This is a genomic window from Nitratireductor alexandrii (assembly GCF_004000215.1).
Taxonomy (GTDB): Bacteria; Pseudomonadota; Alphaproteobacteria; order Rhizobiales; family Rhizobiaceae; genus Mangrovimarina; species Mangrovimarina alexandrii.
In genome coordinates this window covers 343,687-365,135 of record NZ_RBVY01000002.1, presented here as the reverse complement: position 1 = coordinate 365,135, position 21,449 = coordinate 343,687, and the positions used below count along the sequence as shown (strand labels likewise).

Annotated in this window: 20 protein-coding genes; 8 read left to right on the top strand and 12 right to left on the bottom strand. The window is 65.2% G+C overall.

Annotation, left to right across the window (positions count from 1 at the left end; translation table 11 throughout):
* Positions 1-4: 4 nt before the first annotated feature.
* Both EP380_RS05455 and EP380_RS05450 read left to right on the top strand, forming a co-directional pair.
* Positions 5-1,417, top strand: coding sequence for a dipeptidase (locus EP380_RS05455; protein ID WP_127597224.1), 1,413 nt, complete (start codon positions 5-7; stop codon positions 1,415-1,417).
* Positions 1,414-2,340, top strand: coding sequence for a nucleoside hydrolase (locus tag EP380_RS05450; RefSeq protein ID WP_127597222.1), 927 nt, complete (start codon positions 1,414-1,416; stop codon positions 2,338-2,340). Before EP380_RS05455 ends, EP380_RS05450 begins: the two co-directional genes overlap by 4 nt.
* 7 nt (positions 2,341-2,347) lie before the next feature.
* Here EP380_RS05450 and EP380_RS05445 read toward each other — a convergent pair whose 3' ends face one another.
* On the bottom strand, positions 2,348-3,538 hold the full coding sequence (locus tag EP380_RS05445) for an amidohydrolase (RefSeq protein WP_127597220.1): 1,191 nt from the start codon (positions 3,536-3,538) through the stop codon (positions 2,348-2,350).
* Between the two features lie 87 nt (positions 3,539-3,625).
* Here EP380_RS05445 and EP380_RS05440 point away from each other — a divergent pair, with 87 nt between their 5' ends.
* On the top strand, positions 3,626-4,369 hold the full coding sequence (locus EP380_RS05440) for a phosphoribosyltransferase (protein ID WP_127597217.1): 744 nt from the start codon (positions 3,626-3,628) through the stop codon (positions 4,367-4,369).
* 125 nt (positions 4,370-4,494) lie between these two features.
* Here the strand turns inward: EP380_RS05440 and EP380_RS05435 are convergent, their stop codons facing one another.
* The 5 genes from EP380_RS05435 to EP380_RS05415 form a co-directional block, all read right to left on the bottom strand.
* Positions 4,495-4,770, bottom strand: a complete 276-nt coding sequence (locus tag EP380_RS05435) for an HU family DNA-binding protein (RefSeq protein ID WP_106569869.1) — start codon at positions 4,768-4,770, stop codon at positions 4,495-4,497.
* 197 nt (positions 4,771-4,967) lie between these two features.
* Complete coding sequence (gene lon, locus EP380_RS05430; RefSeq protein WP_106569870.1) at positions 4,968-7,394, bottom strand: endopeptidase La; 2,427 nt, start codon at positions 7,392-7,394, stop codon at positions 4,968-4,970.
* 317 nt (positions 7,395-7,711) lie between these two features.
* On the bottom strand, positions 7,712-8,989 hold the full coding sequence (gene clpX / locus EP380_RS05425; RefSeq protein ID WP_106569871.1) for an ATP-dependent Clp protease ATP-binding subunit ClpX: 1,278 nt from the start codon (positions 8,987-8,989) through the stop codon (positions 7,712-7,714).
* 289 nt (positions 8,990-9,278) lie between these two features.
* Positions 9,279-9,923 (bottom strand): ATP-dependent Clp protease proteolytic subunit, encoded by a 645-nt coding sequence (locus EP380_RS05420; protein ID WP_106569872.1) that lies wholly within the window; start codon positions 9,921-9,923, stop codon positions 9,279-9,281.
* 135 nt (positions 9,924-10,058) lie between these two features.
* Positions 10,059-11,162: an NAD(P)/FAD-dependent oxidoreductase gene (locus EP380_RS05415; protein WP_127597215.1), complete on the bottom strand. Its 1,104-nt coding sequence runs from the start codon at positions 11,160-11,162 to the stop codon at positions 10,059-10,061.
* A 163-nt stretch (positions 11,163-11,325) separates the two neighbouring features.
* Between EP380_RS05415 and blaOXA the strand changes: the two genes are divergently transcribed.
* Together blaOXA and EP380_RS05405 are read left to right on the top strand one after the other, a co-directional pair.
* Positions 11,326-12,135, top strand: a complete 810-nt coding sequence (blaOXA, locus tag EP380_RS05410; RefSeq protein ID WP_127597212.1) for a class D beta-lactamase — start codon at positions 11,326-11,328, stop codon at positions 12,133-12,135.
* Positions 12,136-12,233: 98 nt separating this feature from the next.
* Positions 12,234-13,478 carry a cytochrome P450 gene (locus EP380_RS05405; RefSeq protein WP_127597209.1) on the top strand — a complete coding sequence of 415 codons (1,245 nt, stop codon included), beginning with the start codon at positions 12,234-12,236 and terminating at the stop codon, positions 13,476-13,478.
* Positions 13,479-13,484: 6 nt separating this feature from the next.
* On the opposite strand, the gene EP380_RS05400 is transcribed toward EP380_RS05405, so the two are convergent.
* Complete coding sequence (locus EP380_RS05400; protein WP_106569874.1) at positions 13,485-13,976, bottom strand: MarR family winged helix-turn-helix transcriptional regulator; 492 nt, start codon at positions 13,974-13,976, stop codon at positions 13,485-13,487.
* Between the two features lie 87 nt (positions 13,977-14,063).
* Between EP380_RS05400 and EP380_RS05395 the strand changes: the two genes are divergently transcribed.
* Positions 14,064-15,026, top strand: coding sequence for a DMT family transporter (locus EP380_RS05395; protein ID WP_127597207.1), 963 nt, complete (start codon positions 14,064-14,066; stop codon positions 15,024-15,026).
* Positions 15,027-15,741: 715 nt separating this feature from the next.
* On the opposite strand, the gene EP380_RS05390 is transcribed toward EP380_RS05395, so the two are convergent.
* The 5 genes from EP380_RS05390 to EP380_RS05370 all read right to left on the bottom strand — a co-directional run bounded on the left by EP380_RS05390 (position 15,742) and on the right by EP380_RS05370 (position 19,647).
* Positions 15,742-17,028 (bottom strand): O-acetylhomoserine aminocarboxypropyltransferase, encoded by a 1,287-nt coding sequence (locus tag EP380_RS05390; RefSeq protein ID WP_106569876.1) that lies wholly within the window; start codon positions 17,026-17,028, stop codon positions 15,742-15,744.
* A 129-nt stretch (positions 17,029-17,157) separates the two neighbouring features.
* Complete coding sequence (locus EP380_RS05385; RefSeq protein ID WP_106569877.1) at positions 17,158-17,541, bottom strand: VOC family protein; 384 nt, start codon at positions 17,539-17,541, stop codon at positions 17,158-17,160.
* Between the two features lie 33 nt (positions 17,542-17,574).
* Positions 17,575-18,180: an RNA polymerase sigma factor gene (locus tag EP380_RS05380; protein ID WP_127597205.1), complete on the bottom strand. Its 606-nt coding sequence runs from the start codon at positions 18,178-18,180 to the stop codon at positions 17,575-17,577.
* 68 nt (positions 18,181-18,248) lie between these two features.
* A complete protein-coding gene (locus EP380_RS05375; RefSeq protein ID WP_127597203.1) occupies positions 18,249-18,770 on the bottom strand; it encodes a CoA-binding protein in 522 nt (173 codons plus the stop codon).
* 52 nt (positions 18,771-18,822) lie between these two features.
* Positions 18,823-19,647 carry an enoyl-CoA hydratase gene (locus EP380_RS05370; protein ID WP_106569880.1) on the bottom strand — a complete coding sequence of 275 codons (825 nt, stop codon included), beginning with the start codon at positions 19,645-19,647 and terminating at the stop codon, positions 18,823-18,825.
* Between the two features lie 134 nt (positions 19,648-19,781).
* Between EP380_RS05370 and EP380_RS05365 the strand changes: the two genes are divergently transcribed.
* Both EP380_RS05365 and EP380_RS05360 read left to right on the top strand, forming a co-directional pair.
* Positions 19,782-20,642, top strand: coding sequence for a crotonase/enoyl-CoA hydratase family protein (locus EP380_RS05365; RefSeq protein WP_127597201.1), 861 nt, complete (start codon positions 19,782-19,784; stop codon positions 20,640-20,642).
* Positions 20,643-20,655: 13 nt separating this feature from the next.
* Positions 20,656-21,447 (top strand): GNAT family N-acetyltransferase, encoded by a 792-nt coding sequence (locus tag EP380_RS05360; RefSeq protein ID WP_127597199.1) that lies wholly within the window; start codon positions 20,656-20,658, stop codon positions 21,445-21,447.
* The last annotated feature ends 2 nt before the right edge of the window (positions 21,448-21,449 follow it).

Genomic DNA, 21,449 nt, shown 5'->3' with positions numbered 1-21,449 from the left:
GACAATGCCCGCCCCGACCGAACAACTCGATGCCGTTCTCGCGCATATCGACGCCAATCTGGACCAGAGCCTGGAACGGCTTTTCCAGTTGATCCGCATCCCCTCGGTTTCCACCGACCCGGCCTATGCCGACGACTGCCGGCGTGCGGCCGACTGGCTTGCGGGCGCGCTCGCCGAGATTGGTTTTGAGGCGTCGGCGCGGCCGACCCGGGGACATCCGATGGTGGTCGGCCACGCGCCGGCGAGGCCGGGGCCGCATGTGCTGTTCTACGGCCATTACGACGTGCAGCCGGTCGATCCGCTGCCGCTTTGGAATTCGGACCCGTTCGAGCCGACGCTGGTGCCGCAGGACAATGGCGACACCCATATCGTCGCGCGCGGCGCCTCCGACGACAAGGGGCAGTTGCTGACCTTCGTGGAAGCCTGCCGCGCCTGGCAGGCGGTGGCGGGCGCCTTGCCGATCCAGGTGTCGATGCTGTTCGAGGGCGAGGAGGAATCCGGCAGCGCCAGTCTCGGGCCGTTCCTCGACGAGGCCGGCGCGGAGTTGAAGGCCGATGTCATGCTGGTGTGCGATACCGACATGTGGGACGACAAGACCCCGGCGATCACCACCATGCTGCGCGGCATTGTGCAGGAAGAAGTGACGGTGCGCTGCGCCAGCCGCGACCTGCATTCGGGCATGTTCGGCAATGCCGCCCGCAACCCGCTGCAGGTCCTGTCGGAGGCGATCGCCACGCTTCGCGCGCCGGACGGCAGCGTCACGCTGGACGGATTTTATGACGGCGTCAAACCGCTGCCGGCCGACGTGGCGGCGCGCTGGAAACGGCTTCCCTTCGACGAGGAGGGGTTTTTGAAGGATATCGGCCTGTCCATCCCGGCCGGCGAGACCGGCTATTCGGTGCTGGAACAGGTCTGGGCGCGACCGTCCTGCGAGATTAACGGCCTGTGGGGCGGCTATACGGGCGACGGCTTCAAGACCGTCATCCCGGCCGAGGCACACGCCAAGATTTCTTTCCGCCTGGTTGCCGGCCAGGACCCCGAAAAAATCCGCGCGGCCTTCCGCGCCCATGTGCGTGCGCATGTGCCGGAGGATTGCAGCGTCGATTTCGTGGTCCATGGCGGCAGTTCGGCCACCGTGATGCCCATCGACAGCCCGTTGCTGCAAAAGGCGCTCGGGGCACTGTCCGAGGAATGGAACTGCGAGGCGGCGGTCGCCGGCACTGGCGGTTCGATCCCGATCGCGACCGTCTTCAAGGACCGGCTCGGCATGGATTCGCTGCTGGTCGGCTTTGCGAAGTTCGACAACCGTATCCACAGCCCGAACGAAAAATACGACCTGTCGAGCTACCACAAGGGCATCCGCTCCTGGGCGCGCATCCTTGCCGCCTTTGCCGCAACGGAGACCGAAAGAGCGTGAACGACACCGCGCCCCGGCCGGTCGTCATCGATACCGACCCCGGCATCGACGACGCGATCGCCATCCTGACCGCCCTCGCCGCACCCGCCTTCGACATTCGCGGCGTGACGACGGTCGCCGGCAATATCGGCATCGAGACCACCACGCGCAATGCCGGCCGCATCTTGGCGCTGGCCGGGCGCGGCGACATTCCGGTGATCGCCGGGGCGGCCGAGCCGCTGGCGCGCAAGGGTTTTGATACCGCCGAGATTCATGGTCGCGACGGGCTCGGTGGAGTGCCGTTTCCCGAACCCCATGCGCCACCGGCCGGCGCCGACGCCGCCGGCTGGATCGCAGCCACGCTGGACGCGGCTGCGCCCGGCACGCTCGATATCCTGGCGCTCGGGCCGCTGACCAATCTGGCGCTTTTGCTGCGAGACCGGCCGGACACGGCCCAGCGCGTCGGCCGCATCATCGCAATGGGTGGCGCCATCGACGAGCCCGGCAATATCGGGCCGCGCTCGGAATTCAACCTGGCCGCCGATCCTGAGGCGGCGGCGGCCGTGCTCGGCAGCGGCCTACCGGTGACGCTGATCCCGCTCGACGTGACACGCCGCGTGCGCGCCGCGCGCGCCTATGTGGCGTCGCTGCGCGCGGCCTCCACCACGGCAGCAACCGCCTCCGCCGACCTGATCGAGGCCTATTTCACCACCACGACGGGCGGCACCAGCCGGCCGTTGCACGATCCCTGCGTGATGCTGTTCGCGCTCCGCCCCGACCTGTTCGACTGCGAAGACCTCACCCTGTCGGTCGATACCGGCGAAGGACCTGACGCCGGCGCGCTGGCGCCCGGCGAGGTGGACGCGCCCAGCGTGACGGTGGCGCTGCGCGTCGACGCCGACCAGGCGCTGGCGCTGCTTGCCGACATGCTTGGGAAACGCTGAGGCGGGCTCAGTCGGCTGCCAGTTCGATTTCCACCAGCCGGGTCCAAAAGGCGACGCCGGAGGCAATCGCGGCGTCGTTGAAATCGTAGCGGCTGTTGTGATGGAGCGCATCGTTTTCGGCCGGTCCGTTGCCGAGCCAGACATAGGCGCCCGGCACCACGGCGGAAAAATGCGCAAAGTCGTCGCCGGCCGTCGACGGGGCGAAGGTATTCACGATCCGCCCGGCACCCAGCGCCAGTTCGGCCGCACGCCGGGCACGCCGCGTCGTTTCGGGATCGTTCATCACCGGCGGGATCTGCCTGATGTAGCGGTAATCGACCTCGATGCCGAACATCGACGCGACGCCGCGCGCGAACACGCCGATCTCTTCCTCGAGCAGGTCGCGGGTCTCCGGCGTGTAGGCGCGGGTGGTGCCGCCGATACGCACTTCGTCGGGAATGACGTTAAGGGCGTCGAAATCGCCGGCCGAAAGCGCGCAGGCACTGACCACGGCCGGCTGCAACGGGTCGACACGGCGCGCCACGATCGATTGGACCGCTGACAGGAAATGGCCGGCGGCGGTGACGGCGTCGCGTCCGAAATGCGGCTTGGCGCCATGCGTGCCCTTGCCCCGGAAGGTCAGCGTCCAGCGGTCGGAACTGGCCAGTTGCGGGCCTTCGACCGCCGCGATCTGATCGGTGGCAAGCCCCGGCATGTTGTGCAGGCCGTAGACGGCATCGACCGGAAAGCGATCGAAGAACCCGTCCTCGATCATCGCCTTGGCACCGCCCCGGCCCTCCTCGGCCGGCTGGAAGACGAAATGCACGGTGCCGGCAAGATCGGGATGGTTTGCAAGCGCACGCGCCGCCCCCAGCAGCATGACCGTATGCCCGTCATGGCCGCACGCATGCATCCGCCCTTCGATCGTCGAACGGTAGGGTCGCTCGTCGGCCGTTGCCGCCTCGCCCATGGCAAGTGCGTCCATGTCGGCGCGCAAGGCGATACGCCGCCCGCCCGCACCGCGCGACAACGTGCCGACGACACCGGTCCCGCCCAGGCCGGCGTGAACCGCCAGACCCGCCTCGTTCAGGATGCGGCGAACGAGTGCACTGGTGCGCTCCTCCTCGAAACCGAGTTCCGGATGGGCGTGGAGATCGCGCCTCAAGCGGGTGAGAAAGGCGATTTCGTCCTCGCCGGCATGGTTTTCCGCTCCCGTCATCCCTAAACTCCATCCGCCGTGGGCCGACCCGGTCGCGCCGCGCAAAACCTTGTTTCGAGGTCTTTTTTTGCAACAGAAAGGACGCGATTGCCACTGAAACCGCACGAATTCTGGCAGGAACTCTATCCGCCGGGCTTTTTTGCCTGCAAGGCGCAGACGCGCCACGACACGCTTTATCCGGCGGTATTGCCCGACGGGTGCCAGATCGCGCTGCCGATCCGCCCCCTGCCCGGCAAAAGCCGGCTCGCGGTGGCTTCGCTAATCGTCAATCAGGCGAGTTTTGTCGTCGAGGAGGCGCTGGCCGGGCACATGATCGACGCCATACGCCCGTTCAAGCCCGAGATCGTCGTCGGCGTGCCGACCCTCGGCCTGCCGCTCGCCCACGCGGTGGCGCGCGGCCTCGGCCACAGCCGCATGGTCGCGCTCGGAACCTCGCGGAAATTCTGGTATGATGACGCGCTCTCGGAACCGCTCGCCTCGATCACCAGTCCGGGACACACGCGAAATCTCTATCTCGATCCGCGCCTGCTGCCACTTCTGCAAGGCAGGCGGGTCGCGGTCGTCGACGACGCGATCTCGACCGGCCGCTCCACGGCGGCCGTGGTCAAGCTGCTCGGCAAGGCAGGAACAAGGCCGGTCGTGCTCGCCTATGCCATGCTTCAGACCGCACGCTGGCAGGCCGAGCTTGAAACGCTCGAAGCCGGTCTTTGCCGACGGGTGCGCGGCGCGTTTGAAACACCGCTGCTGGAGGCCGTGGGAGACGGAGGCTGGCGTGCGCTCGACACAGCCTCCGAAGCCCGGGCTCTGTCATCAGACCCCCACAATGAATGAAGCCGGGACGTGCCCGGCTTCATTGATCGTCCCCCGACAAAACCGACGAGAAGCAACCAGGCTCCACCCCGCTCCCGGCATCCGCTGCTCGGCGGGCTTTCCGGCGGACGCCGCGCCGCAAAAGCCTAGCTGTTGACGGCGTCCTTGAGGCCTTTGCCGGCCGAGAATTTCGGGACGTTGCGGGCCGGAATCTGAACCGGCTGGCCGGTCTGCGGATTGCGTCCGGTGGACGCCTCGCGCCGGGACACTTCGAAATTGCCGAAGCCGATCAGACGGACGTCACCGCCATTTTTCAGTTCGCCGGTGATCACCGAGAATACGGCTTCGACGGCCGATTGCGCGTCTCCCTTGGAGAGGTTCGCCGCCTCGGCCACGGCCGATACGAGTTCGTTCTTGTTCATGAAATCCTCATTCGTTCAAAAACCGCATTTATGGCGACTCAACCCGCCGCGCCCGAACTCTAGTGACAAGTAAGGCCCCAACCAAGCAGCAAATCGGCTAAAGACCGCATTTGCGGGGTTTTTCGATCGTTTTCCAACGAAAAGCCGGGCAAGAGGGCCCGGCTTTCCTTGTTCTACAGTCGCCTCGGCGGCGAGGACTAATGCGCCAGGTTCTGCGCACCCGCCTCGTCGGCCTTGGCCTTGGCCGCCTCCGCGGGTTCGGCCGGCTCGGTCCATTCGATCGGCTCGGGCATCTTCATGAGCGCATGCTCGAGCACCTCGCCGACGCGGGCGACCGGAATGATCTCCAGACCGCTTTTGACGTTGTCGGGGATCTCGGCCAGGTCCTTGGCGTTTTCCTCCGGGATCAGCACCTTCTTGATGCCGCCGCGCAGGGCCGCCAGAAGCTTTTCCTTGAGCCCGCCGATCGGCAGCACGTGGCCGCGCAGGGTGATCTCGCCGGTCATGGCAACCTCCTTGCGCACCGGAATGCCGGTCAGCACCGACACGATCGCCGTGACCATGGCCACCCCCGCCGACGGACCGTCCTTGGGCGTTGCGCCTTCCGGCACGTGGACGTGGATGTCGCGCTTGTCGAAAACAGGCGGCTCGACGCCGAAATCGACCGCACGCGAGCGCACATAAGACGCCGCGGCCGAGATCGATTCCTTCATGACGTCGCGCAGATTGCCGGTCACGGTCATCTTGCCCTTGCCGGGCATCATCACGCCTTCGATCGTCAACAGCTCGCCGCCAACCTCGGTCCAGGCGAGGCCTGTGACCACACCGATCTGATCCTCACCCTCGGCCTGACCGAACCGGTAGCGCGGCACACCGAGATAGTCGGCGAGATTGTCCGATGTCACCTCGACCGATTTCGCGTCGGTCTTGAGGATCTCGGTTACAGCCTTGCGGGCGAGCTTCATCAGTTCGCGCTCGAGATTGCGCACGCCGGCTTCCCGCGTATAGGTGCGGATCGTCAGGCGGATGGCCTCGTCGTCGACCGAAAACTCCTTCGGCTGCAGCGCGTGATCGCGGATCGCCTTGGGCAACAGGTGGCGCTTGGCGATCTCGACCTTCTCATCCTCAGTGTAACCGGCGATACGGATGATCTCCATGCGATCCATCAAGGCCGGCGGGATGTTGAGCGTGTTGGCTGTGGTCACGAACATCACGCTCGACAGATCGTATTCGACCTCCAGATAGTGGTCCATGAAGGTCGAATTCTGCTCGGGATCGAGCACCTCCAGCAGGGCCGAAGACGGATCGCCGCGGAAATCCATGCCCATCTTGTCGATCTCGTCGAGCAGGAAAAGCGGGTTGGACTTCTTCGCCTTCTTCATCGACTGGATGACCTTGCCGGGCATCGAGCCGATATAGGTGCGGCGATGGCCGCGGATTTCGGCCTCGTCGCGCACGCCGCCGAGCGCCATGCGGATGAACTCACGACCGGTCGCCTTGGCGATCGACTTGCCAAGCGAGGTCTTGCCGACGCCGGGCGGGCCGACGAGGCACAGAATCGGACCCTTGAGCTTCTTCTGCCGGCTCTGCACGGCGAGATATTCGACAATCCGCTCCTTGACCTTCTCAAGCCCGTAATGATCGGTGTCGAGCACCTCCTGGGCGAAATGCAGATCCTGCTTGACGCGGGAGTTCTTGCCCCACGGGATCGACAGCAGCCAATCGAGATAGTTGCGCACGACGGTGGCCTCGGCCGACATCGGCGACATGGTGCGCAGCTTCTTCAGCTCCGCGCTCGCCTTCTCGCGCGCTTCCTTCGACAGCTTGGTCTTCTTGATGCGCTCCTCGAGCTCGGCCATCTCGTCGCGGCCGTCCTCGCCCTCGCCGAGCTCCTTCTGGATCGCCTTCATCTGCTCGTTGAGGTAATATTCGCGCTGCGTCTTCTCCATCTGGCGCTTGACGCGGCTGCGGATGCGCTTTTCGACCTGGAGCACCGAAATCTCGGCCTCCATGAAGCCCATCGCCTTTTCCAGGCGCTCGCGCACGGCAAGCGTTGCCAGCATTTCCTGCTTTTCGGGGATCTTGATGGCCAGATGCGACGCGATCGTGTCGGCAAGCTTGGAATAATCCTCGATCTGGCTGGCGGCGCCAACCACTTCGGGCGAGATCTTCTTGTTCAGCTTGACGTAATTTTCGAAGTCGGCGACCACCGAGCGCGCCAGCGCCTCGATCTCAACCTCTTCTTCCTCGGGCTCGGCCAGCATTTCGGCGCGAACCTCGTGGAAGTCGCCGCGATCGGTGAATTCGGTGATGCGCGCGCGCGAGGCGCCCTCCACCAGCACCTTCACGGTGCCGTCGGGCAGTTTGAGAAGCTGCAACACGTTCGCAAGCGTGCCGACCTCGTAGATCGCGTCGGGTGCGGGATCGTCATCGGCGGCATTCATCTGGGTTGCGAGCAATATCTGCTTGTCAGCGCCCATCACGTCTTCGAGCGCCTTGATGGACTTTTCGCGTCCGACGAAAAGCGGCACGATCATGTGCGGGAACACCACGATGTCGCGCAGGGGGAGGACGGCGTAAACACCGCCGGGGGCAGAGCCGGTGGGCGCTGGGGCTGTGGTCATAGTCTTGCCTTTCATTCCGCGGCCACCCTTAAGCCAACCGCGAATCCCATTGTAACGGCACCGACCCGTTCCGCCTATCTCTGCTTCGCGCCACGCGAAGCCCAAGCACGGTCGGATGAGGCGCCGTCTCGTCCTATCTTAGTTGGAGGCCCGGCAGTCAAAGATCAAGGGCGGCCGGCCACCCAAGCACTGCGGCGCCACGACAAACGCAAAAGGTACGAAAACGGCACGAACCATTGCGGTCCGACGGCGCGTACGCGCCACCCTTTAGGCCCGGTCTGGAGGCCGAAACGGCGGCACGAGCCGCCACCGATCGGTCAGGCGCTGGCGTTGGCCTTTTCCTTTTTCGGCTCGGCGTAGATGTAGAGCGGCCGGGCCTTGCCGGTCACCACGTCCTCCGAGATCACGACTTCCTGAACGCCTTCCAGGGCCGGCAGCTCGAACATCGTGTCGAGCAGGATCGATTCCATGATCGAGCGCAGGCCGCGCGCGCCGGTTTTGCGCTCGATCGCCTTGCGGGCGATGGCGAGCAAGGCCGATTCATGGAAGGTCAGCTCGACATTTTCCATCTCGAATAGGCGCTGGTACTGCTTGACCAGCGCGTTCTTGGGCTCGCTGAGGATCTGGACCAATGCTTTTTCGTCGAGATCCTCTAGCGTCGCCAGCACCGGCAAGCGGCCGACGAATTCGGGGATCAGGCCGAAGCGCAAAAGGTCTTCCGGCTCGACCAGCCGGAACAGCTCGCCCGAGCGGCGATCTTCCGGCGAGGCCACTTCCGCGCCGAAACCGATCGAGGTCTTGCGGCCGCGGTCGGAGATGATCTTGTCGAGGCCGGCGAAGGCGCCGCCGCAGATGAACAGGATGTTGGCGGTGTCGACCTGAAGAAATTCCTGTTGCGGATGTTTGCGGCCGCCCTGCGGAGGCACGGCGGCGACCGTGCCTTCCATGATCTTCAACAGCGCCTGCTGGACGCCCTCGCCCGACACGTCGCGGGTGATGGAGGGATTGTCCGACTTGCGCGAAATCTTGTCGATCTCGTCGATATAGACGATGCCGCGCTGGGCCCGCTCGACATTGTAGTCGGCGGACTGCAGAAGCTTCAGAATGATGTTTTCCACGTCTTCGCCGACATAACCCGCCTCCGTCAGCGTGGTGGCGTCGGCCATGGTGAAGGGCACGTCGATGATGCGCGCCAGGGTCTGGGCCAAGAGCGTCTTGCCGCAGCCGGTGGGTCCGATCAGCAGGATGTTGGACTTCGACAGTTCAACGTCGTTGCCCTTGGAGGCGTGGGCCAGGCGCTTGTAATGATTGTGCACGGCGACCGACAGCACGCGCTTGGCGTGGCTCTGTCCGATGACGTAGTCGTCCAGGACCTCGATGATCTCCTGCGGGGTCGGTACGCCCTCGCGCGACTTCACCATCGAGGTCTTGTTCTCCTCGCGGATGATGTCCATGCACAGCTCGACGCATTCATCGCAGATGAACACGGTCGGGCCGGCGATCAGCTTGCGAACCTCATGCTGGCTTTTGCCGCAAAACGAGCAATAGAGCGTGTTCTTGGAATCGCCGCCACCGCTGCTGCTGACCTTGCTCATGCCTTCAGTCCTTTTCGGTCCTTCCCGGCAAGCGCCGGCGAGGAGGATATGTCTTTGGGAAACCGGGAGGACTTGTCGAACTCACCCGTTACCCCGTTCGACTACGAAACACACTTTGCGCGAAGCGGCAACAACTCGCCAAACCCCGCCCGAGGGTATTCCCCCGAAACTCAACATAGGCTTAACGTAGGGCCTCCCCCCGCAGGAGGGAACACCCGAATGTGACAGAATTGCCGCAGGATGTTTCAAAATTGCGTCAGGCGCGCGCTTTGGCGCGCGCTCTGCCAGGTCAGCCTTCAGGCTTGTCCTTGGCCTCGGTCTCGATCGCCGAGCGGCTGGCGATCACCTTGTCGACAAGGCCGAACTCGAGCGCCTCCTCCGCGGTCATGAAATGGTCGCGGTCGAGGGTCCGTTCTATGGTCTCGTAGTCCTGGCCCGTGTGCTTGACATAGACCTCGTTGAGACGGCGCTTGAGCTTGATGATGTCCTGGGCGTGACGCTCGATGTCTGAGGCCTGGCCCTGGAAGCCGCCTGAGGGCTGGTGCACCATGATGCGCGCATTGGGCGTGGCGAAACGCATGTCCTTGTGGCCGGCGCACAGCAGGAGCGAGCCCATCGAGGCGGCCTGGCCGATGCACAGCGTGGAGACCGCCGGCTTGATGAACTCCATCGTGTCGTAGATGGCCATGCCGCTCGTCACCACGCCGCCGGGCGAGTTGATGTAGAGCGAGATTTCCTTCTTCGGGTTTTCCGCCTCCAGAAACAGAAGCTGGGCGCATACCAGCGTGGCCATGCCGTCCTCGATCGGGCCGGTGATGAAGATGATGCGCTCCTTCAGAAGCCGCGAGAAAATGTCGTAGGCTCGTTCGCCACGATTGGTCTGCTCCACAACCATCGGAACGAGGTTCATCGCGGTCTCGACTGGGTCTTTCATCAGGTATCCCCCTTCCGGTAGCTGGATTGCGCCGGTGGCTTGATTCGGCAAGGCTCACTCCGCGCTAGATAAGGGGCCCGGTCCCGCTTTCGCAAGGCCGGGTACGCCGCGCCCCCGGGAAACGGCCGGAATGGTTTACGCAGGCTCGGCCCGCAGCCCGGCGCGCAGACGGGCGAAATCGGGCCGCTCGACATGATCGGCCACGCGACGGCCGACATAGGCGCCGAACTTGTAGCCGTGGCCGGAACAGGCCGACACCACCAGGCAGCGGCCGCGCTCGGCGGCGAAGAAGGCCTCGTCCGGGGTAAAGGTATAGGCGCAGGTGACGACCAAGGAGACCCGATAGTCGGCGATGCGCGTCAGCGGCGGTGCGAACAGGTCGCGGATCGCCTCGCCCTCGCCGGCCTCGGGCGTTCGCCGCGCGTCGGCGTCGGGCGAGGCGAAGCGGTGCAGGCCGGAGCCGAATTTCAACCCGCCATCGCCAGAGGGCGGGATGATGTAGCCGTCGGTGGCCCCGCCGACATCCAGCACGACGGGTGCGTCCGCCCAGGCGCCTGCCAGTTCAGCGGGCGGGTCGAGATAGACGACCGCCGTGCGGTAGACGGCCAGCGAGCCGGCCAGATCGGGGAAAAGCTTGGTCACCCAGGCGCCGGCGCAGACGACCACCTTCTGCGCGGTGAGCGTGCCACCGTCGGCCAGATGCACGCGGCCTTTGTCCTCGTCAACGGCGACGACACGGGTATGCTCGCGCACATCGACGCCTTTGTCGCGCAGCCAGCCCAGCAGGTCGGCGGCGATGCGCCGGCAGTGCAGCGCCCCGCCCTCAGGCGAGGCATAGGCGTAACGGATCGCGCCCGCGTCGAGAAACGGCCAACGCGCGGCCGCCTCGTCCGGCTGGAAAAGCGCGAACGGATAGCCGCCGGCCTTCAGGCCTTCGAGAAAATCCTCCGCCTCGTCGCCCTTTTGGCGCGACACGCACAGGAACCCGCGCGGATCGAGATGGTTGCGGCCGAGATCGGACCAAAGCGCGTCCCAGGCATCATAGGCCTCGGTAATGGCATCGCCGTAGCCGCTGACCGAGCCATAGGCGCGGCGGATGATGCGGTGATGGTCGCCGGAGGCGGCAAGCGGATTGGGGATCTGCCCCTGTTCGAGCACGGTGATGGCGTGGCCGCGCGCGGCAAGCGCCCAGGCCGTGCACAAACCGGCGATGCCGGCGCCGACGACGATGATCTGCATCCGTGCCTCCCCGACCGCGCCTCCGCCAGCCCTGTCGCCGACAAGCACGATCTGGATCGCTGATAGCGGCAAACGCGGCCCGGCGAAAGCCGCGACCTCCCGCTTCACTTGGCTTTAACCCGCCCCCGGTCCTTATTTCGAACAAACCTTGGAAAGGACCTCGATGATCCGCTCATGCCTGTTTTGCCTGTCGCTGCTGGCGGTCCTGGTCCCTTCGACGGCGTCGGCAAAAACACTGTGCACGGTGATCGTCGATGCCGACACCGGTGCGCGCCTGCTGGAAGACGGCACGTGCGATCTACGTGCGACGCCGGCTTCCACGTTCAAGGTCGCGCTCGCCGTGATCGGGTTCGACGCCGGCTTCCTGACCGACATGAAAGCGCCGGTGCTCGCCTACCGGGAGGGAGAGGCCGACTGGGGCGGCGAAAACTGGCGGCGGCCGACGGAACCGACGCGCTGGCTGAAATATTCCGTCGTGTGGTATTCGCAACGCATCACGCACGCGCTCGGCGAGGATGCGCTGACACGTTATGCGCGCGCTTTCGGCTACGGCAATGCCGATTTTTCCGGCGATCCCGGCAAGAATAACGGGCTCGAACGGGCCTGGATCAGCTCGTCTCTGGCCATTTCGCCCCTGGAGCAGGTGGCGTTCCTGCGCAAGCTCGTCACCGGACGCCTGCCCGTCAGCCAGGCCGCAATGGACAAGACGCTGCGGATCGTGGCGACGACCCAAACCGGCGGCTGGCGCGTTTCCGGCAAGACGGGCGGCGCCTACCCGCGCAAGGCGGACGGCAGTTTCGACCGGGCACGCGGTTTTGGCTGGTTCGTCGGCTGGGCTGTCCGCGGCGAGCGTCGCCTGGTCTTTGCCCGTCTGGCCCAGGACCAAACGCGCCAATCCGGCTCGCCCGGCATCCGGACCCGCGAAGCGTTCTTGAAGGCGTGGCCTTCGCTTGCCGCGACGATCGCCCCATAGACCGGTCGCCAGAACCGATCGCCGGGCATGCGCGCGCCGAGCTCTGGACCACAACACAAACATGGCGCCGAATGGCGGAGCTGGGCTATGGGGTGGGGATGAGCCTTGAGACCGCCCTTGTCGCCGGCGCCGACCTGACCCAGCGCCGGCTATCGCTTTCGCCACGCGACCCCGCCTTCGTCCAGGATCCGTACGGGGCCTATGGCTGGCTGCACGCCCATATGCCGGCCTTTTACTGGCAGGAATACGGGTTCTGGTGCTTTGCCGGCTTCGACGCGGTCAACCGGCTGCTGCGCGACCGGCGCTTCGGACGCGAAAACCGCTGGGGACCGCCGGCGATCGTCGGCGACGAACGCGCCCATCTCGCCGATTTCGATGCGGTTGAGGCACGCTCGCTGCTGGAGTTGGAACCACCGGCACACACAAGGCTGCGCAAGCTGGTCAACCGCGCCTTCGTCTCGCGCCAGGTCGAACGGCTGCGCCCGCGCGTCGAGCAGCTCGCGCATACGCTGATCGACCGTTTCGAGGCCGACGGCGAAGCCGATCTGCTCCCCGCCTTCGCCACCCCGATCCCGGTGACGGTGATCGCGGAGATGCTGGGCGTACCGGTCGAGATGGGCGACCGGCTGGTTGCGTGGTCGAACCGGATGGTGGCCATGTACACGCTGACCCAGGACCGCCGGACCGAAGAGGAGGCCAACCGCGCGGCACGCGATTTCGCCGCCTTCCTGCGCGGCTATGTCCGCGAGCGGCGCGAGGCACCGGGCGACGATCTCTTGAGCCTGTTGATCGAGGCCAGCGCGGACGGCGAGCAGCTCGACGAGGACGAATTGATCTCGTCGGTGATCCTGTTGTTGAACGCCGGCCACGAGGCGACCGTGCACCAGACCGGCAATGCGGTGCGCACGCTGCTGGCCGAGGGCGGCGATCCGCGCCGTTTTTTCGAAACGCCGGATACAACAGCGGCCACGGTCGAGGAATGCCTGCGGATCGACGCGCCGCTGCACATGTTTACCCGCTACGCCTACGAGACGGTGGAGATCGAGCCCGGCATCACGGTGGAACCGGGCGAGCGGATCGGTCTGCTGCTGGGGGCGGCCAATTGCGATCCTGCCGCCTTTTCGGCGCCGCGCCGCTTCGACCCGGCGCGCACCGACCAGAAGAACGTTACCTTCGGGGCCGGCATTCATTTCTGCATCGGCGCGCCGCTCGCCCGGCTCGAGCTCCAGGTCGGGCTCAAGGTGCTGTTCGACCGGCTGCCCGGCCTCCGGCTGGCCGAGACGCCGCGCTATCGCGACATCTATCATTTCCACGGTCTGGAGCGGCTGAACGTACGCTTTTAGCGCCGTTCACCTTTCGGGAAGACCTGCCAGCAATTTGGCAAGCAGGGCGTCGAGTTCCTCCTGCTCGGCGCGGCTGAGGGCCGCAACGACCCTGGCCTCGTTCTCGACATGGGCGCTCACCGCCTCGTCGATCAGCGCCCTGCCCTTTTCGGTCAGGCCCGCTTGCAGGGCGCGGCGGTCGCGCGGGTCGGGCGCGCGGGCGATCAAACCCTTGCCTTCCAACCGGTCGAGCCGGCTGGTCATGGTGCCAGAGGTGACCATGGTGGCCGTATAGAGCTCGGTCGGGCTCAGCGCATAGGGCGGGCCGGCGCGGCGCAGGGTCGCCAGCACGTCGAAATCGCCGGCCTGGAGCCCGAACCGGGCGAAAACCGGGTCGAGATGATCGCGCGCGATCGCGCGGGCGGCGATCGCGATCCGGCCGAGAACCGCCATCGGCAGGGTATCGAGATCGGGACGTTCGCGCTGCCATTGCGCGATGGCGAGAGTGACGCGATCCAATCTTTTCTCTCCTATTTGACTTGACGAAAAGTATCTTGATACAAAGATAAATGTCAATCGATAGCGAGCAGAACCGGACCACACGCCATGCCCCCTCCCGCCACACCCCGCTCAGCCCCGCTGCTCGCGTTCGGCCTGCTGGTCGTCGTTGGCCTGTTCATCGGCCTGACGGCCAATCTGGTCAAGCTCGCGACGGCAGCCGGCGCGACGCCCTTCGCCTTGCTGTTTTGGTCCACGCTCGGCGCCGGCCTGGTGCTGGCCGCGGCCGCCGCGCTCGCCGGCCAGTTGCCACGCGCAGGCCGCCGCACCGGCGAATATTTTTTCATGTCGGGCCTGCTCAGCCTGGCGCTGCCGAATTTTTTGATCTTTTCGGCCGTGCCGCATGTCGGCGCCGGGTTCGCCGCAATCTCCTTCGCGTTTCCGCCGCTCTATACCTATGCGCTGGCGATCGCGTTCGGCCTGGAACGGTTCCGCACGGTGCGCGGCGCGGGCATCCTGGCGGCCCTGGTCGGCGTCGTGATCCTCGCCGCCGCCAAGACGATGAGCGGCGACAGCGCGCCGATATGGATCGCGGCGACGCTGCTGGCCCCGGTCATCATCGCCGCCGGCAATATTTACCGCACCATGCGTTGGCCGCAGGGCGCTGGTTCGCTGTCATTGGCGCCAGGCATGTTATTGGGCGCGGCCTTGCTGCTTGGCCTTGCAAGCCTGGCCGCCACGATCCCGCTTTCGCTCCCGGCAACGCCGGCCGTGCTCGGCACGCTGGCTGCCCAGATCGCGACGTTTTCGGCGATGTATCTGCTTTATTTCGTGCTGCAAAAAGTCGCCGGCCCGGTCTATCTCAGCCAAATCGGCTCGGTGGGCGCAATCAGCGGCGCTGCGGTGGCGATCTTGGTTCTGGACGAGAGCGTGCCGCAAGGCCTGCTGCCGGCCGCCCTTCTGATCGGCGTCGGGATTTTTCTGCTGTCCAAGCGCTCCGGGCCGACCGACACGCCGCCCCCGCGCAACCGGCCCGTCTCAAGCGCAACGCCGTGTCGCACGACAGGTTGAGCGCGGCGTAGACAATGGATCGGAGCAGGAGTTCAGCGGGCAAAAGACGCACGGAGCGCGGCCGACGACGTCCCGATCCGAGACAGAACGAGCCCTTGAACGGGCCAAGCCGGTCCGCAGACAAGGAAAGCACTGGGATCGCTCCCAGTGCCTCCCTGTTCGGATCAGCGTTCATCTTGCCTCTGGTCCGAAGACCATCCGCCAAGCGGTACCGCTGAACCGGACGATTTCGGCAACGGCGTTTCCCGAAGGATTTCCCTTCCCGAAACCCGCCCGCAGCCCACAAGGACCTGCAAGCACGCCATCGAAGGACTTGACCGGCCTTCACGGCAGCATCGGTTCCGCTTTCCGCGTTCCAGACCGCTTTCAGCGGGTCCGCGGGACCCTGGCTCCGCATCGTCTGGCGGGTCGCCCCGCCGTCCCATCCGGGCCAGCACGGGCTCAGGTTTGCCTTTCGGTTTTCCCCGCGGTCCGGGCGGGACGTCCAAGCACCTGAGATGACCTCACGCTACGCCTGCCGCGCGGGCGCGACAAGGTTTGACCACCTGTGGAAAACGGGGATCAAGGGGAAAACTTGCAAGAATTTGCGCGATGGACCCTTCGCGCGCAATCTTCCCGGCCATCGACGGGCTTTCCGGCAACATCTTGCGCCGACGGCATCGCAGTCGGCCTGCATGACCGGCGACGAACGCCGCCGGTCCTTTTCTCCTTGCGGTCAGCCGGCCTTGGCGAACGCCTGGTCGAGATCGGCAATGATGTCGTCGGCGTCCTCGATGCCGATCGAAAGCCGCACCACGTCGGGGCCTGCGCCGGCGGCGGTCTGCTGTTCGTCCGACAATTGCTTGTGCGTGGTCGAAGCCGGATGGATGATCAGCGAGCGAACGTCGCCGATATTGGCCAGGTGCGAGAACAGCTCGACATTTTCGACCACTTTCACGCCGGCGTCGAAACCGCCCTTCAGCCCGAAGGTAAACACTGCGCCGGCGCCCTTGGGCGAATATTTCTTCATCAGCGCATGATTGGGGTCGGACGGCAGGCCCGGATAGGATACCCAGTCGACCAGCGGGTGTTTTTCCAGCCATTCGGCAACCTTCAGGGCGTTGTCGCAGTGACGCTGCATCCGCAACGCCAGCGTCTCGATGCCCTGCAGCAGCAAGAACGCGTTGAAGGGCGAGATCGACGGCCCAAAATCGCGCAAGCCGAGCACCCGGCAGGCGATCGCGAAGGCGAAATTACCGAACGTTTCGTGCAGCACCATGCCAGCATATTCCGGCCGCGGTTCCGACAGCATCGGGTAATTGCCGGATTTGGACCAGTCGAACGTGCCGCCGTCGACGATCGCCCCGCCCATGGAATTGCCGTGGCCGCCCATGAACTTGGTCAGGGAATGCACGACGATGTCGGCGCCGTGTTCGATCGGCCGCAGCAGGTAGGGCGAGGCCATGGTGTTGTCGACGATCAGCGGCAGGCCGTGCTTGCGCGCAATGTCGCCGATCTTTTCCAGATCGACGAACTTGCCGCCGGGATTGGCCAGGCTTTCGACGAAGATCGCCCGCGTCTTGTCGTCGATCAGGCCGTCAAAGCTTTCCGGCTCGTCGGTATCGGCCCAGCGCACTTCCCAGCCGAAATTCTTGAAGGCGTGGCCGAACTGGTTGATGGAGCCGCCATAAAGCTTGTTGGCGGAAACGAAATTGTCGCCCGGCCGCATGAGGGTGTGGAACACCAGCAACTGGGCGGCGTGGCCGGAGGCGGTGGCGAGCGCGGCGGTGCCGCCTTCGAGCGCGGCGATGCGCTCCTCGAGCACGGCCTGGGTCGGGTTCATGATGCGGGTGTAGATGTTGCCGAACGCCTTCAGCCCGAACAAGGAGGCGGCGTGGTCGACGTCGTCGAAGACGAAGGAGGTGGTCTGGTAGATCGGCGTGGCGCGCGCGCCGGTTGCCGGATCCGGCTGCGCGCCGGCATGGATGGCAAGTGTGTCGAATCCGGGCGTGCGCTGAACCATTTACTATCTCCCTGAATGGATGTGCGCGCCATACATCGCAAAGGGAGGGCGGCTTGGCAAAGCAGAAATTTGCGTGGCACGTGAGCATCCGGGATCAAACCCGTCGCCGCAAGCCGCCCTTTCGGTTGACTATTTTCGCGAACGGGGCTTTTCGGCCGCCTGGTAGAGGCCGAGACCGAAGCCGTCGGGGTCTTGAAAGTCGGCGCTCCATCCCCCGGGCGCCTCTTCGACCGGGGTCACGATGGTTACTCCCTGTTCGGCGAGCGCTGCGACGATGTCGTCGATGCCGCCGTCCTCGAGGTCGAAGACCAGCGCCGGCGTGTTGCCGCGACTGGCCTCCATCTCGAAAAAGACCATGTCGAGACCGCTATCCAGCGTGCCTTGCAGCCAGAAGGGCTCGGCCCCCTCCTGCCGGACCAACCCCAGCCCGAGGACGTCGTTGTAGAAAGCTTCCGTGCGGACGATATCCGAGACGTAGAAGACGATCGAAGCGCGATGCGGTTTGGGCAGCATGTTCGGGAGTTCCTTGTTGGTGACGTGATACGCCTATCGTTGCCGCGCCCGCGACTTTTGTGAGCGCCGTATCAGAAAAATGTGCCCGTCCGGATCATGGCTGGCGAAATCACCGTTGTTACGCGCCAGATAGGGCCGCAATCCCTGCCTTATGCGTCCGTACGGCAGATCGAGGCTGAGACCGGGCAGTCCGCCCGGCAGCCGGCTGCCGCTTTGTGCGAGCGCCTTTCTGAGCGCCGAGACGCGCTGGCGCACCGCAGTGTCGGTGAGCCCGAGCAGGTAGGCGATCTCGCGCCGTGTGTGGCCCGACAGCGCCAGCGCGGCGACGACGCGCAGCGATTTCGGCAGGGCGGACGGAATGGGCGCGTCGGTCCCGGCATCATCATGCGCCGGCTCGGCTTGCTGCTGCCATTGCCTCTCGCGGATTTTTCGCCGCATGGCGCTGCGCGCGTCAAACGCGGCGCGGTTGCGGATCGCCCCGGCGATCCATCGCCGGTTTTCCGGCTTCGACATGTCGATCCGACCGACCGCAAAGGCGGAGAGAAGCACCTCCTGGACAATGTCTTCTGCTTCGTCGGGGCGACGCGCATGGCGCCGTGCGGCCTCCAGAAGCGTGGTATAGTGGCGTGCATGATTCATGCGTGTAAGCCTTGGTGCGGATTGCCGGAAACTACGCCCCTGCCGCCCCGCGCCGCAAGGCTGGCGCACTATCGCTTGACGATGCCAAAACTCTGGTAGCCGTCGCGCATCAGCGGTTTTTTGGCCGAAATCACCCGGCTGTTGACACCGTTCCAGCCGATTTCGCCGGAAAGTCGCGCATATTCGATCTTCGGACAGCGATCCATCACCACCTTGATGCCGGCCGCCTCCGCGCGCGCGGCGGCCTCATCGTGACGTACGGTGAGCTGCATCCAGATCACTTTCGGCAACGGGTTAAGCGCAAGCGCCTCCTCGACGAGGCCGGGCACGGCATCGCTGGCGCGAAAAATGTCGACCATGTCGATCGGCTCGGGAATGTCGGTGAGCCGTGCAAAAACCGGCCGACCGAGAATGGTGCCGCCGGCCTTGCCGGGATTGACCGGGAAGACCGTGTAACCCTTGTCGATCAGATATTTGGTCACGAAAAAGGACGGTCTGACATCGTTGGCCGAGGCGCCGACGATGGCGACGGATTTCACCGCGTTGAGAATATCGGCGATATAGGCGTTGTCGTATGCGTCGTGGTTCATGCCATGCCTGTGCCGGAAGCGGCGGGATCGATCAAGCCCGGGCGCGCCATCGCTACTTGCCCGTCCACTCGGGATCGCGCTTGTCGAAGAAGGCGTCGAGGCCTTCTTCGGAGTCGCGGGTCATGAAACCATCGACCATGACGGCGGAGGCGTAGTCATAGGCCTCCGACAGGCGCATATCGGCCTGTTCGTAGAAGGCGCGCTTGCCGCGGGCGATCGCCACCGGCGATTTGGAGGCGATTGCGGCGGCGTATTTCGCCACCACCTGGTCGAGATACTCCTCCGGCACGACCCGGTTGACGAGGCCGAACTCGCGCGCGGTCGCCGCGTCGATCATCTCGCCGGTCAGGAGCATCTCCATGGCGTGCTTGCGCGACAAATTGCGCGACAGCGCCACCATCGGCGTGGAGCAGAAGCCGCCCAGATTGACGCCGGGCGTGCAGAAACGTGCCGTTTCGGAGGCGATCGCCAGGTCGCAGCTCGCGACGAGCTGGCAGCCGGCGGCCGTCGCCACGCCGCCGACCTTGGCGATCACGGGCATGGGCAGGCGCACCACCGTCTTCATCATCTCCGAACAGCGCCGGAACAGTTCTTCCAGAAAGATCCGGCCACGGTCGGGATCGCGCCGGTGCGCGGCCATCTCCTTGAGATCGTGACCGGCGCAAAAGATCTTGCCGGTCGCGGCAAGCACCACGACCCGCACGGCCCGGTCCTCGCGCGCCGCCAGCAGCGCCTCGTGCAGCGCGGCGATCATCTCCGTCGACAGGGCGTGCGCGGGCGGATTGGCCAGGGTCAGCGTCATGACGCCGTCGCTGGTCGCCACGTCGAGCAGCCCGTCGGACGCTTCGCTGCTCGCGAGGTTCACGATCTCGGCCATCGGCCACCTCCCTTTTCATCCTGTTGATCGCTGTTCGTCAGCCATGACTATCATGCCGGGGCTTGAAGATCAGCCGGGAAACGGCAATTGTGATTGACGTTTACGAAAACGGAAGAGACGTTGGGGAGGAGCGGATGGCGAGAGTTCTGTATGAAAAGGACGGGCGCATCGCCCGCATCACGCTCAACCGGCCGGAGGTTCTCAACGCCATCGACGACGACTTGCCGCGCGAACTGGCAGAATGCGTGGCGCGCGCCAATGACGAGCCGGGCGTGCACGTCATCGTGCTTGCCGGCGCCGGGCGCGCCTTCTGCGCCGGATACGATCTCGCCTACTATGCCGAGGCGGCCGGCGGCGACGGCAATGCGGTGACCCAGGATATGCCATGGGACCCGATGAAGGATTACGCCTTCATGATGCGCAACACGGAACTGTTCATGTCGCTGTGGCGCAGCCACCGGCCGGTGCTGTGCAAGGTGCACGGCTTCGCGGTCGCCGGCGGCTCCGACATCGCGCTGTGCGCGGACATGATCGTGATGGCCGAGGACGCCGAGATCGGCTACATGCCGGTGCGGGTCTGGGGCTGTCCGACCACGGCGATGTGGGTCTACCGGCTGGGACCGGAACGCGCCAAGCGCATGCTTTTTACCGGCGACCGGATCACCGGCAGCGAGGCCGAGCGGCTCGGCCTGGTGCTCAAGGCGGTGCCGGCCGACCGGCTCGACGACGAGGTCGACGCACTCGCCGAACGCATGGCGGGCGTACCGGTCAACCAGTTGATGATGCAGAAGCTGGTGGTGAACCAGGCGATCGAGGCGATGGGGCTGAAGCAGACGCAGATGTTCGCCACGCTCTTCGACGGCATCACCCGCCATTCGCCGGAAGGGCTCAATTTCAAACATCGCGCCGAAGAGACCGGCTGGAAACAGGCGGTGCGCGAACGCGATCTCGGCACGTTCGACTGGACCGAGAACCGGCCGATCAATCCAAAATAGGAGGCCCGGTCCGATGAGCGGCTATGTCGGCGACGAAAATCAGCGCCTCCTTCAGCAACGCGCGGAACTCGACTACGACTGGACGATGAACACGCCGGGCGCATGCAATATGGGACGGTTGCTCGGCACCGACGATCCAGAGCAGCTGGGCGCGGTCGAGATTGCCAGGGTGCTGGAACGCGACGGGGCGTTCGCGTTCCGCATGATCGCACCCGACACGGCCAAACAGACGAGCCTGCAGATGGCGCAACTGGGCTACCATGTCGCTTACTGGGACATGTTCAGTGCCGACGCACACACTGCCCTTCAAGGGAGCGAGGCCGTGTTGGACGGCGCGCGCGCCAGCGATGTCACGGTCGTGTGGCTTGACGCAGATGCGGACGACGCGGAGGCAGCGCGCTTTCAACGGCTGATGCACGAGAACGGTATCACCCCGTTCTCGGCCTCGTTCCTACGGGGAAATTTCGGACATGCCGTGACGGTCGGGCTGGAGGACGCGTCCGGCGTCTTGCTCGCCTGCGGCCATGCGTATCTCCCGCACAATCGCTTCAGCCGGTATGCGCGCCACGCCTGGTGCGGGCTTATCGCCGTGGCGGTGGCAGCCCGGCGCCGAGGCCTAGGGACGCTGGTCAACGCGATATCGGTTCGAGACGCGGTAAGAACGCTGGGAGCCACGCATATCTACGAGTTCGTTTCACCAACCAACACGGCATCCCGACGGATGGTCGAAGCCTGCGGGCTCACGCCGAATACCGGGCTGCAAGGCGGTATCGCGACCCGCGGACAAGCGCGCTTCACCCGCTAGAG